Origin of the sequence: Brevibacterium mcbrellneri ATCC 49030, from assembly GCF_000178455.1 — a bacterium.
Taxonomy (GTDB): domain Bacteria; phylum Actinomycetota; class Actinomycetes; order Actinomycetales; family Brevibacteriaceae; genus Brevibacterium; species Brevibacterium mcbrellneri.
Map to the genome: position 1 here is coordinate 15,256 of NZ_ADNU01000006.1, position 13,728 is coordinate 28,983.

Consider the following 13,728-nt stretch of genomic DNA (forward strand, 5'->3'; position numbering starts at 1 on the left):
CCAACAACTAGCAACAGCAGTAGACCTAAGGAGACCGGTATGAACATTGGAATCTTGACCTCCGGCGGCGACTGCCCCGGGCTCAACGCCGTCATTCGTGGGGCGGTGCGTAAGGGCGTGCGTGAAACTGGCGACACGTTCGTGGGGCTCAAAGACGGGTGGCGTGGATTGTTGGAGGCAGATTACGCCCCGCTGACTACGCATGACGTCCGGGGAATTTCCGGCCGAGGTGGAACCATCTTGGGTACGTCCCGCACCCACCCGTATTCCCAGGGTGGGCCGGACCAGATGAAACGTGTCATGAAGGAACACAACATCGACGCGATCATCGCGATTGGTGGCGAGGGGACGCTGGCCGGAGCGGCCCGCTTGGCCGACGACGAAGGCATGCCGGTTGTGGGCGTCCCTAAAACCATTGACAACGATCTGAACAACACGGATTACACGTTCGGGTTCGACACAGCGGCTTCGATTGCGACTGAGTCGCTGGACGCATTGCGCACCACTGCTGAGTCCCACCACCGCTGCATGGTTGTGGAAGTGATGGGACGCAACGTGGGTTGGATCGCGCTGCACGCGGGAATGGCCGGCGGTGCGCAGGCCGTTTTGCTCCCTGAGTTCCCGGTCCCCTATGAGCAGATCTACACGTGGGTGCGTTCCGCCCGGGACCGAGGTCGTGCCCCCATTGTTGTTGTGGCAGAAGGTTTTGTGTCCGAGGACCTCGATGACCAGGTCTCTGACGCCGGTCGTGACAAGCACGGCCGTGTACGTTTGGGTGGGGTGGCCAATCACTTGGCTCCTCTTATTGAAGAGGCAACAGGTGTGGAGACCCGCGCCACGATTTTGGGGCACCTGCAACGTGGCGGCTCCCCCACCGCGTATGACCGTGTGCTGGCTACCCGTTTGGGAATGGCGGCCGTTGAGTTGGTTCACCACAAAAAGTGGGGGTACATGACAAGCCTTTCGGGTGTGGACATTACGTCTGTTCAGATGGCGCTTGCTGTTGACAACCTCAAGAAGGTCCCGCAGTCCAGGTGGGATGAACTGCAGGTGCTCCTAGGTTAGAGATTCTCTGGGCTCAGCTCGCGCGTGTTGGGCTCTAGCTAAACGCTGAGCGCCCCTGACCGTGATGGTCAGGGGCGCTCGCTTTTTGCTCTATCCGCCCGGTTCTAGCCACTGTGCGTGGCTAGAACTGGGAGTCGACTAACCTCCGAAGGAGTCGAAGTCGTAATCCTCGAGCGGAATCGTTGAAGCGTCTCCGCCCAGAGCCGGGTAGAAGTCGCCGTAGGAGTTGGCAAACATTTCCTGCTTAGCTTCTTCCGTTGGTTCCACGATCATGTCGCGGAACTTGTGCATACCGGTTCCGGCTGGGATTAGCTTACCGAGGATGACGTTTTCCTTCAGACCCAAGAGTGGGTCGGACTTACCTTCAAGCGCAGCTTCCGTAAGAACACGCGTGGTCTCCTGGAAGGATGCGGCGGAAAGCCAGGACTCGGTTGCAAGCGACGCCTTGGTGATACCCATGAGTTCGTCACGTGCTGATGCGGGCTGGCCACCTTCAGCAACGACGCGCTTGTTTTCTTCCTGGTAACGGCTGCGGTCAACCAGTTCACCTGGCAACAGGTTGGTGTCACCAGATTCGATCACGGTCACACGGCGCAACATCTGACGCACAATAACTTCGATGTGCTTGTCGTGGATACCCACACCCTGTGAGCGGTAGACCTTCTGCACTTCGTCAACCAAGAAGCGTTCAGCCTCACGGCGACCGCGGATGCGCAGAACCTGCTTGGGGTCAACCGCACCCATCTGCAACTTCTCGCCAGCCTTAACGTGCTGGCCTTCTTCAACCAGCAACTGTGCACGGCGTCCAACAGCGTGCTCGATCTCGTCCGATCCGTCGTCCGGAACCACAATCACGTAACGAGTCTTGCGCGAGTCGTCGATCTTCACACGTCCGGTTGCTTCAGCGATTGGCGCGAATCCCTTAGGTGTACGTGCTTCGAAGAGCTCGGTCACACGTGGAAGGCCCTGCGTAATGTCACCGCCACCGCCGGCAGCAACACCACCGGTGTGGAAGGTACGCATGGTCAGCTGGGTTCCAGGTTCACCAATCGACTGAGCAGCCACAGTACCGATAGCTTCACCGATGTCTACCAGCTGACCGGTAGCCATGGAGCGGCCGTAGTGCTGAGCAGAAATCTGCACGTCGGAGTCCGCGGTGAGGACCGAGTGGACCTTGACTTCACGGATTCCAGCTTCGACCAGGAGGTCGATCACGTCGGTCGAGATGTCGGTCTTAGCTGGAACGATCACGTTACCGTTCGCGTCTACAACGTCGGCGACTGTGAGACGTCCAAGGACCGAGGTTTCCACGAACTCGTGTGGTTCGAGCGTTCCGTCTGCAGCTTCTTGCGAAACTGGGAGCGTAATGCCCTTCTTGGAGTCGGTGGTTTCGGTGCGGACGATAACGTCTTGCGAAACGTCCACCAGACGACGTGTTAGGTAACCGGAGTCTGCGGTACGCAGAGCGGTGTCGGCAAGACCCTTACGAGCACCGTGCGAGGCGATGAAGTACTCGAGTACAGACAGACCTTCACGGTAGTTCGACTTAATTGGGCGAGGAATAATTTCACCCTTAGGATTTGTCACCAGACCACGCATACCGGCAAGCTGACGCACCTGGGTCCAGTTACCGGAAGCACCCGACTCGACCAAGCGGTACACCGAGTTTTCAGAGTCGAAGTTATCCTGCATGACCTCCGCGACTTTGTCCGTGGTGTCTGACCAGATCTTCACGAGTTCCGAACGACGTTCGTCATCAGTGAGTGCACCAATTGCGTACTGGTCTTCAACCTTGGTGGACTGATCTTCAGCGTCGTTGAGCAGGCCTTCCTTGGCTTCTGGTGACACGATGTCACTCATCGCCACGGTCAAACCTGAACGGGTGGCCCAGTGGAAACCGGTTGCCTTGAAGTTGTCCAAGGTCGCTGCGACTTCCACCTTGGGGTAGTAGTCGGCCAGGCGGTTCACAATCTTCGACAGGAGCTTCTTGTTTACCGTGTTGTTGACGTAACGGTAGTTCTCAGGAAGTGTCTCGTTGAAGACTGCACGCCCCAGCGTAGTTTCGATGGTCAGGGACTGACCTTCGGTCCAGTCCTCTGGAAGTTCCATGTCCTTGGCTGGGACCAAGTTGTCGATCCGGATGCGTGCTTTAGCGCGCAGGTCGAGTTCTCCACGGTCGAAAGCCATGATGGCTTCGGCTACGGAGGAGAATTCGCGCCCTTCACCAACAGCTCCGTCGACCTGTGAGGTCAAGTGGTAAATACCAATGATCATGTCCTGCGAGGGCATGGTCACAGGCTTACCGTCGGAAGGCTTCAGAATGTTGTTTGCTGACAACATCAGAATGCGAGCTTCTGCCTGAGCCTCTGCCGAAAGTGGAAGGTGCACGGCCATCTGGTCACCGTCGAAGTCCGCGTTAAACGCTGAACAGACCAGTGGGTGAATCTGGATAGCTTTACCTTCAACCAGCAGAGGTTCGAACGCCTGGATACCCAGGCGGTGCAGCGTAGGTGCACGGTTAAGCAGCACTGGGTGTTCGGTGATGACTTCTTCAAGAACGTCCCACACCTGTGGGTGCTGGCGCTCCACCATGCGCTTTGCCGACTTGATGTTCTGTGCGTGGTTGAGGTCAACCAGGCGCTTCATCACGAACGGCTTGAACAGTTCCAGGGCCATAGCCTTGGGCAGACCACATTCGTGCAGTTTCAGCGTAGGACCAACCACAATCACGGAACGACCCGAGTAGTCCACACGCTTACCAAGCAGGTTCTGACGGAAACGTCCCTGCTTACCTTTAAGCATGTCAGACAGTGACTTCAGTGGGCGGTTACCGGGACCGGTCACTGGGCGTCCACGACGTCCGTTGTCAAACAGCGAGTCGACAGCTTCCTGCAGCATGCGCTTTTCGTTGTTGACAATGATTTCGGGGGCACCGAGGTCGAGCAACCGCTTGAGACGGTTGTTGCGGTTGATCACGCGACGGTAGAGGTCGTTGAGGTCCGAGGTGGCAAAGCGGCCACCGTCGAGCTGCACCATGGGGCGCAGTTCCGGCGGGATCACCGGAACAGCGTCAAGGACCATTCCCTCTGGAGAGTTGTCGGTGGTCATGAACGCGTTGACAACCTTCAGACGCTTAAGAGCACGGGTCTTGCGCTGTCCCTTACCGGTCTTGATCAGTTCGCGAAGTGCTTCCGCTTCACCTTCGAGGTCGAAGTCGCGCAGACGCTGCTGGATCGCTTCTGCACCCATTGCACCCGTGAAGTAAATGCCGAAACGGGCAACCATGTCACGGTAGAGCGCTTCGTCACCTTCAAGGTCTGAGACTTTGAGGTTCTTGAAACGGTCCCACACCTTTTCGATACGGTCGAGTTCGCGGTCTGCGTGGCGGCGCAGGTTGGCCATTTCTTTGTTGGCCTGGGTTTCGACCTTCTTCTTGGTGGCAGCTGTCTTGCCTTCGTCTTCGAGGACCTTGAGGTCTTCTTCCAACTTCTTGGCACGACGGTCCAGGTCAGCAGCCAAACGGTCGCTGATCTGCTTCTTCTCGACGTCGATCTGGTTCTGCAGGGTTGGAAGGTCGCGGTGACGCGAGTCTTCGTCAACAGACGTGATCATGTAGGCCGCAAAGTAGATGACCTTTTCGAGGTCCTTTGGAGCCAGGTCGAGCAGGTAGCCCAAGCGTGATGGAACACCCTTGAAGTACCAGATGTGGGTCACGGGAGCAGCGAGCTCGATGTGTCCCATGCGTTCGCGGCGCACTTTAGCGCGGGTGACTTCCACACCACAGCGTTCACAGATGATGCCTTTGAAGCGAACGCGCTTGTACTTTCCGCAGTAGCACTCCCAGTCGCGGGTAGGACCGAAGATCTTTTCGCAGAAAAGACCGTCCTTTTCCGGCTTCAGGGTTCGGTAGTTAATGGTTTCAGGTTTTTTGACTTCGCCGTGTGACCAGCGACGGATGTCGTCCGCGGTCGCCAGGCCAATGCGCAGCTCATCAAAGAAATTGACGTCAGGCACGTGAATCCTCTTTCTTGCCGTTAGGCCAAAATTTCAGGTAGATCAGACTTCTTCGACGGTGTTTGCTTCGTTACGCGACAGGTTGATGCCCAGCTCTTCAGCTGCGCGGTACACCTCGTCGTCGTCTCGCATCTCAACTGACTGGCCATCCGAAGACAGCACTTCCACGTCGAGGCACAGGGACTGCATTTCCTTGATAAGAACCTTGAAGGACTCCGGGATTCCCGGGTCAGGAAGGTTGTCGCCCTTAACGATCGCTTCGTAGACCTTGACACGGCCAGGAATGTCGTCGGACTTGATGGTGAGCAGTTCCTGGAGTGTGTACGCGGCACCGTATGCTTCCAGTGCCCACACTTCCATTTCACCGAAGCGCTGACCACCGAACTGTGCCTTACCACCCAGAGGCTGCTGGGTAATCATGGAGTACGGTCCTGTCGAACGCGCGTGAATCTTGTCGTCGACCAGGTGGTGCAGCTTAAGCATGTACATGTAACCGACCGAAATCGGGAACGGGAACGGTTCACCCGACCGTCCGTCAAACAGACGTGCCTTACCAGTGGAGTCGATCAGACGATCTCCGTCGCGGTTTGGGCGAGTTGAGTCAAGCAGACCGCGCAGTTCGTGTTCGTGCGCACCGTCAAACACTGGTGTTGCCACGTTCGTGCCCGGTTCAGCGTCGAATTCGAACTTACCGTCAGCCAGTTCCTTGGCCCATTCGGGGTTACCTTCGATGTGCCATCCCTGGTTGGCGATCCAACCCAAGTGGATTTCGAAAACCTGCCCAATGTTCATACGACGAGGAACACCGTGTGGGTTCAGGATGACGTCGACAGGCGTTCCGTCTTCCATGAACGGCATGTCTTCGATCGGAAGGATCTGGGAGATGACACCCTTGTTACCGTGACGTCCAGCCATCTTGTCACCGATGGTGATCTTGCGGCGTTGTGCGACGTACACGCGAACCAGCTGGTTGACACCTGGTGACAGTTCGTCGTCTTCTTCACGGTCGAACACCTTGACACCAATGACGGTACCGGTCTCACCGTGTGGCACCTTGAGCGAGGTGTCACGGACTTCACGGGACTTCTCACCGAAGATCGCGCGTAGCAGGCGCTCTTCTGGAGTGAGTTCGGTTTCACCCTTAGGCGTGACCTTACCCACCAAGATGTCGCCGTCGGTGACTTCCGCGCCGATCCGGATGATGCCTCGTTCGTCGAGCTCAGCCAAAGCGTCGGGTGAGATGTTCGGGATGTCACGAGTGATCTCTTCAGCACCCAGCTTGGTGTCGCGAGCATCGATTTCGTGCTCTTCGATGTGGATCGACGAAAGGACGTCGTCCTGCACCATGCGCTGCGACAGAATGATCGCGTCTTCGAAGTTGTAACCTTCCCAAGACATGAATGCCACAAGGAGGTTCTTACCCAGAGCCATTTCACCGTTCTCGGTGGATGGTCCGTCAGCAAGAACTGCTCCAACCTCAACGCGGTCACCCTGGTCAACAATGATGCGCTGGTTGTACGAGGTTCCATGGTTGGAACGACGGAACTTCTCAGCCTTGTAAGTGGTGGTAGTTCCATCATCGTTCATGACGGTCACATAGTCAGCGGACACCTCGGTCACCACACCAGCCTTTTCAGCTGTGATGACGTCACCAGCGTCAACTGCCGCACGGTATTCCATACCCGTACCAACGTAAGGCGCCTGGGCGCGCACCAGAGGAACAGCCTGGCGCTGCATGTTCGCACCCATGAGAGCACGGTTAGCGTCGTCGTGTTCGAGGAACGGAATCAGAGCGGTTGCAACCGACACCATCTGACGTGCAGAAACGTCCATGAAGTCGATTTCGTCAGCTGGGATCAGATCAGCTTCTCCACCACCACCCATGGGGCGGGCGAGGACGAACTCTTCTTCGAACTTCTGGTCTTCAGTCAGCGGGGCGTTAGCCTGCGCGATGTTGAATTCCAGTTCGTCGTCGGCCGTCAGGTACTGCGTCTTATCAGTGACAACACCGTTTTCAACCTTGCGGTACGGGGTCTCAATGAAACCGAACGGGTTGATGCGGGCGTAGGACGCAAGCGAACCGATCAGACCAATGTTGGGGCCTTCAGGGGTTTCAATGGGGCACATACGGCCGTAGTGCGACGGGTGAACGTCACGCACGTCCATACCTGCGCGGTCACGTGAAAGACCACCAGGACCAAGAGCCGACAGACGACGCTTGTGTGTCAGACCCGCAAGCGGGTTGTTCTGGTCCATGAACTGCGACAGCTGGCTGGTTCCGAAGAACTCCTTGATCGCAGCAACCACAGGGCGGATGTTGATCAGCGTCTGAGGCGTAATCGCTTCGACGTCCTGAGTGGTCATGCGTTCGCGGACCACACGCTCCATACGCGACAGACCAGTGCGCACCTGGTTTTCGATCAGTTCACCAACCGCGCGGATACGGCGGTTACCAAAGTGGTCGATGTCGTCGAGCGCCACACGGATGTCAGCCTTCTGGCCATCGCGCACACCTGGCATGGTTTCCTTGCCAGCGTGCAGGCTGACGATGTAGCGGATGGTTGCAACGATGTCGTCAACCGTCAAAACCGATTCGGTCAGAGCCTCGTCGACACCCAGTTTGCGGTTGATCTTGTAACGGCCCACCTTGGCCAGATCGTAACGCTTGGGGTTGAAGTAGAGGTTGCGCAGAAGGGTTTCAGCAGCGTCAACAGTTGCTGGTTCTGCTGGACGCAGTTTCTTGTAAATGTCCAGAAGTGCTTCTTCGCGGGTGCTGACCGTGTCCTTGGCCAGAGTGTCTTTAATGGAGTCGAACTCACCAAACTCTTCAAGGATCTGTGATTCGGTCCAGCCCAAAGCCTTCAAAAGAACCGTGACCGACTGCTTACGCTTGCGGTCCAGACGCACACCAACCTGGTCGCGCTTGTCGACTTCGAACTCCAACCAAGCACCGCGGGACGGGATGATCTTTGCGGTGTAGATGTCGCGGTCCGAGGTCTTGTCCGGCACGGACTCGAAGTACGCACCTGGCGAGCGCACCAGCTGGGAAACGACAACACGTTCGGTTCCGTTGATGATGAACGTTCCCTTGTCGGTCATGAGCGGGAAGTCACCCATGAACACGGTCTGGGATTTAATTTCACCCGTGTTGTTGTTCATGAATTCGGCGATCACGAAGAGTGGCGCCGAGTACGTCATGTCACGTTCTTTACACTCGTCGATCGAGTATTTGGGTGGCTCGAAGCGGTGTTCGCTAAATGACAGCGACATTGCTCCAGAGAAGTCTTCTACCGGCGAGATCTCTTCAAAAATGTCTTCAAGACCCGAGGTAGTAGCAACTGAGTCGTCTCCATTTTCAATTGCTTCTGCTACGCGGTCTTGCCAGCGTTCGTTTCCGATCAGCCAGTCGAAGCTGTCGATCTGCAGACCAAGCAGATTAGGAACTTCGAGTGGTTCGTGAATCTTGGCGAAGGAAACGCGCTTGGGCGGGTTAGCGGTCCTTGTGTTTTCGTTGGCGACGGCCAATGGGATCCTTCCACAGTGGTTGTATCTCCGAGCGCTGCAGTTCACGCCCACCGCTATATGAAGGCAAAATGAAGTCACCGCAACGCAAACCACCAGTTTAACCGCGAATACCAAACCGCGCAAGATCGTTGTGGTATGGTTCTTTCTTTTCACCTTTCTTGAGAAATCCATGTGTGTACGAGGGATTCGTTCGCGCTGGTGAGCATGCGATGTCGAGTCGCGGTGACCCGAGGTTGTGGATACTCACGTGTTTTGAGACAAATCTGCAACGAACCGCCCCTCCCCCTGTGGATAACGCATTCTCCGCGCAATCCCAATGCTAAATTTCTGGCTGAAAGGGAGTGACAGACGTGACACTTGGTTGGCTACTAATTTTTTCGTGGATCAGCGTCCTTACCGTGCTTGTGGCGGGCGTAGTTTTGAACGCCACGACAGCGTCAGCCAGAACACGCACGGCCAGCCAGAAACCACCTCGGCCGGGGCCTTCCACTCCACCACCCACAACCCACGCAGGATCCGGACCGCCACCCCCGCAACCCCCACAGAACTCCGCGCACTCCGGTTACCCTGGTTTTTCTGACGGCCCTCCGCAGGCGAGCCCGCCTAGTCAGCCGGGTCAACCTGGTCATCCCGGTCAGCCAGGACGAGCAAGCCAGCCCGGTCAGCAGCCACCGCTCCCCCGCCAGACAGCTCAGAAACAGCAGCCTTCAACCGCATGGATGCCTAACATTCTTCTGGGTGTGGCGTGCCTGTTCCTCATCGCCGCTGCGATCACGTTCGCGAGTGTGACTGGGTCACCGATCGTGCGCGCTGTAGCAATTGGGGTTGTCGCGGCGCTTTCGTATGTAGCGGGCCTTGTTATTCACGCCCTGTCTGCCCGGCTCAAGCCTGTTGGTTTTGCGTTGGTGGCCCTGGGAATCGCGCTGCTTCCCATTGCGGCCGGGTTGTTGGGCGCAAGTGATTCCATTCCGGGTTCGGTGGCATGGTTTGCGGCGTCGCTGGTGGGCGTTATCGCGTATGTGTTGGCAGCGATTCTGTTGAAGTCCGAAACGATCATGTGGTTCGGCTTGCTGTTCGTGGGTTCGTTAGTGCTGTCCATTGTGAACTTCGCAGCGTTGCCACCTGTGGCGTTTTTCTACGGGCTCATGGCGACGGCCACCGTTTTCGCTCTTATTGGGGCGCTGGGTCGCAACCGGTTACCTAAACGGTTTGTGCGCCCACACATGCTCTTGGGTGAGATTCTGGCGCCCGCGTCTGCGGTCGCGTGCCTGTTCGTGCAGCCGTTCCCTGCCACGTACCAATGGGCAATTCTGTTTGGTCTTCTGACCCTGTTCTATGTCCTTTCCGCGAGCCTAAACCGTTGGGGCTGGCAGGCCATTGTTGCTCGTGTAACTGGGGCGTTTACGATCGCGCTGACGGCAAACGCCGTGACTAAATTGATCAGCGATACAGACGATGCGATTATGTTCGCTACCGGCCTTGCGTTCCTCATTGTTGGGCTGTGGCACGTGGTGGAAGCGCTTATCCGTCGAGCGAATACTTCTTTCCGCTTGACCGCACATATCGTGACAACCGCGTGTTTCCTGGTGGGCACAGCGGTCACGGGGTTCCGAATCGAAGCCGTTGACGGCAGGCTCTATATCCCTGCTGGGATCATTTTCGCTGCTCTCGCTGCGATGCACATACTGTTCGCTGTGGCAACAGATACTCCCCTGCAACGCGCTTTGGGTTACGGCTCAGCCGTGATGTTCGCCGTGTCGCTCGCGTGCGTTGTTGCTCATTTCATTGGCGACGATAAGTCCGCGGTCGTCATTTGCTACGTCATGGCAGTGGGCCTTTTCGTCGTGGCTGACGCGTTGTTCACCGGATGGATTGTCAGTCCCCGAGGTCGCAGTCGCCGCCGCCTTCGTGTCGCCTCGCCGTTTTACACAGCGGTCTTCCCTGCGAGCGCGTTCGCACCGGCTTTTCTTGCCCTGTTTTATGGGATGCAGGTGTGGCACCTCATTGTCCTTTTTGTGCTGGTTTTGGTGGTCGTGGGACTGGCTTTTCTGGTGCGTTCAGGCCTGTTCACATTGTCCGCAGTTCCACTGCTTTTCACTTTTTCATTTGGCGTCGACGCGGTCATTCATAGCGGTCGCGACTCGTGGAACTGGATTTTCTCCCGCCCTCTTTCGCTTGCTTTCTTTGCTCTTTTGGCAGCTGGCCTCATGGTGGCGTACGCGCGTCTGTACGCACGTGGCCGTTACCGGCGAGCGCAGTATTCTGCGATTGCGAGTCTGATAGTGACTGGTTTGGGCGCGGTGAACGCTTTGATGATCACGTTCGCCCCAAACTTCCCTTATGCGGTCCTGTTTGTGACTGCGACCGTGGTTGATCTGGTGGCGTTGCTTGTGAGTTTTGAAGTGGCACGTCGCCTGACCCGTGCTGAACACCAACGCCGGGTGGTAGTTGCGAGGACTAAGCATGCCGAGCGTGCTCAGCACGGGCCTGTGGCTTCATTCAGGCCGTCCCCGGCACCGGTGTTTGTCATTCTGTGTGCGGTCGCGGTGTGCGTACACGCGGTTGGGGCTGTAGCGCCTAAGTTCGAAGACTGGTACTTCTTCACAATAGCGAGCGTCTTGGCGACCGCAGTGATTGTGTACGTGACTCACGTTTTGCGGGTTCAGTGGTTCATTTTGGCAACGATGGTCACGGTCCCAGCGTTTGCGTTGTCTGTCACGTCCACGTTCCTTGAGGGGACTAATCACATGGTGCTCGCCAACATTATTGCGTGGGCAATCTTGTACGCGGTTCACTGGGTGCAGGTGCTGGTTAAGCGGAAAGCTCTTGCAAGCTTGGTTGCCGCGACGCTGATCTTGCTGGGCGCGTTGCTACCTGCAGCCTTCATCGATAGTTCCGCGGTGCCGATTCCGTCGTTTGCCCGGGTTGTCGTGGGACTTATTTTGTTGGCTGTCGCTGCCACAGTCATGACTGCTGTGCGGGTGAGTCGCCACCGTGCGGTGTTCTTTGAGATCGCCAGTTATGTGGGTGCGTTGGGGCTGGCGGTTTCGTTCAGCGGTCTGGTGCGCTGGAATTTCTATGTGCCGTTGCACATCGTGGCGCTCACCGCACTGTTCTGGGCGTGGGTGTATGGCAGCCGAGGTGGTTTCCCCTGGCTTGCCTCCCGTCGCGTTGGTACGCAGGTGAGGTTGTATGTCACGTTCGGGCTCATGACGTTCATTGGCCTGTTGGTGGCGCTAATCTCAGGTGGCTTCTACACGGCGGTGTTCTTGTCGTGGCTGGTGTTCTTTCTCATCATGGGTGCGCTTACCAACCGACCAGTTTTGGTGTGGTGTTCCGTTGGAACCTTGGCTCTTTCAGCCGTGTGGTTGTTCCGTGACGTGGTCTGGCTGGTGTTGGTTGTTCTTGCGCTCATCATCATCGGTGTCGTTGTGTGGATGCTGCTACGTGGCAATCGGAAGCCCGAGGGTGATGCGCACTCAGAACAACCGGTTCAGCCGTTCGGTGACACTCAGGACCGGCAGCACGCGCAGGCACCTCAACCACCTCGGCGGCAGGTTCCGCAGCCACCGCAGGTGCCACAACCTCCGCAGGTGCAACGGCAACAGCCTCCGCATCAACCGCAGGCGCGGGAACCTTTCAATCCTCCCCCACAACCTCCGCAACAGCAGGGTTATCACAGACGGCCCGCCCCCGAGGGAGGAAACTCAAGCGACCGGTTCCGCCCGCCGAACTCGTGACGCTTCGAAAGGCCAGATCAGCGTGGGTTAGTCGGTTCTGTCGGATGATTTGCGTGAAGCGACAACAATTGCGGCTACAAACGACAAACCGGCGAGCACCCACAGAACCCATGCGAACTCGGTCAGCCATAGGGCCAAAACGATGAAAACTGCTCCAAGCACCGCGAGAATGCTTGCAATGTAGGTCTTTGGTCGCTTGTTCATAACCCGCCTCAGCTTTACTCGGTTACGCCTGTGCAACTGTTCTCAGTCTAAACTAACAGGCCGAAGCCTTCGCTTGCTTACGCAGACGTCGTGGTTTCACACCCTCGCGTACCCACCTATGCATCGTCCGTTGCCCAGGATAACCAAGCTCACGAATTGTCTTAGTTACCGACTTCGTACGCTTAAAAACCCGAAAAGCCTCACGCCGCTGCTCCTTGGTATACGAACGACTCATAACGGAATCCTCCAAGAATCCGTCCGCATCCCCGAACAAGGGTGCGCTTCATCGTGGAGCCTTTCAGGGTCATATGGGGGCAGTGGAGCGAAGTAGTGGATCAGTGGACGGCGGTGGATGCCGGAGTAGGCGTGGTGTGTCCCTCCTCCGACTCGGCCGGAGCCAGGTGGGCCGGATCCAGATCAATGCGGCGCAACAGCTGGGCGTTCAGGGCGACCACGATGGTCGAGGCAGACATCAAGATCGCGCCCATGGCCGGGGACAGCACGAGCCCGATCGAGGCGAGCACGCCGGCGGCCAGTGGCACGGCGAGGATGTTGTAGCCAGAGGCCCAGATGAGGTTCTGGATCATCTTGCGGTAGCTGGCCTGCGAGAGCTCAATCATCGACAGCACTGCCCGCGGGTCATCACTGGCCAGGACCACTCCGGCGGATTCCATGGCCACATCCGTGCCGGCCCCGATGGCGATACCGACCTCCGCGCGGGTCAGAGCGGGGGCGTCGTTGACACCGTCGCCGACCATGGCCACGCTCAGGCCACGCTCCTGTAACTGGGTGACCTTGGTGTCCTTGTCCTGGGGCAGGACCTCGGCGAAGACCTCATCGATCCCCAGGTCCTGGCCAACCGCCTGGGCCACCTGCTGCGCGTCACCGGTGATCATCGCGACCTTCACCCCGCGGTCCTGCAGGGCTTTCACGGCGGCGCGGGATTCGGGGCGGATCTTGTCCTCGACGGCCACCGCACCGATGATCTGACCATCGCGGACAATATGGAGCACACCGGCCCCACGCCCGGTCCAGGCGCTGGTGGTGTCGGTAAGCTCGGCCGGGGTGGTGAGGTTGAACTCGCGCAGCATGTTCGGCCCGCCCACGAGGATCTCAGCGCCATCGACAGTGGCCCGGACCCCCCGGCCGGAGGCGGCGCTGAAACCAGTTGCACGGATTT

Annotated in this window: 7 protein-coding genes; 3 read left to right on the forward strand and 4 right to left on the reverse strand. The window is 57.7% G+C overall.

The window, feature by feature from the left end; translation table 11 throughout:
- Nucleotides 1-39 precede the first annotated feature (39 nt).
- A complete protein-coding gene (locus tag HMPREF0183_RS00385) occupies nt 40-1,065 on the forward strand; it encodes a 6-phosphofructokinase (protein WP_005881555.1) in 1,026 nt (341 codons plus the stop codon).
- A 138-nt stretch (nt 1,066-1,203) separates the two neighbouring features.
- Here the strand turns inward: HMPREF0183_RS00385 and HMPREF0183_RS00390 are convergent, their stop codons facing one another.
- Nucleotides 1,204-5,079: a DNA-directed RNA polymerase subunit beta' gene (locus HMPREF0183_RS00390; protein ID WP_005881557.1), complete on the reverse strand. Its 3,876-nt coding sequence runs from the start codon at nt 5,077-5,079 to the stop codon at nt 1,204-1,206.
- A 42-nt stretch (nt 5,080-5,121) separates the two neighbouring features.
- Complete coding sequence (gene rpoB, locus HMPREF0183_RS00395) at nt 5,122-8,604, reverse strand: DNA-directed RNA polymerase subunit beta (RefSeq protein ID WP_040347505.1); 3,483 nt, start codon at nt 8,602-8,604, stop codon at nt 5,122-5,124.
- Between the two features lie 379 nt (nt 8,605-8,983).
- On the opposite strand from rpoB, the gene HMPREF0183_RS12695 reads away from it, so the two are divergent.
- Together HMPREF0183_RS12695 and HMPREF0183_RS00400 are read left to right on the forward strand one after the other, a co-directional pair.
- Nucleotides 8,984-9,184, forward strand: a complete 201-nt coding sequence (locus tag HMPREF0183_RS12695) for a hypothetical protein (RefSeq protein ID WP_005881560.1) — start codon at nt 8,984-8,986, stop codon at nt 9,182-9,184.
- A 139-nt stretch (nt 9,185-9,323) separates the two neighbouring features.
- On the forward strand, nt 9,324-12,344 hold the full coding sequence (locus HMPREF0183_RS00400) for a hypothetical protein (RefSeq protein ID WP_040347508.1): 3,021 nt from the start codon (nt 9,324-9,326) through the stop codon (nt 12,342-12,344).
- 27 nt (nt 12,345-12,371) lie between these two features.
- Here HMPREF0183_RS00400 and HMPREF0183_RS12700 read toward each other — a convergent pair whose 3' ends face one another.
- Both HMPREF0183_RS12700 and HMPREF0183_RS00405 read right to left on the reverse strand, forming a co-directional pair.
- Nucleotides 12,372-12,548: a hypothetical protein gene (locus tag HMPREF0183_RS12700; RefSeq protein ID WP_005881562.1), complete on the reverse strand. Its 177-nt coding sequence runs from the start codon at nt 12,546-12,548 to the stop codon at nt 12,372-12,374.
- A 335-nt stretch (nt 12,549-12,883) separates the two neighbouring features.
- On the reverse strand, nt 12,884-13,728 hold an 845-nt coding region (locus HMPREF0183_RS00405; protein ID WP_005881567.1), incomplete at its 5' end, for an HAD-IC family P-type ATPase.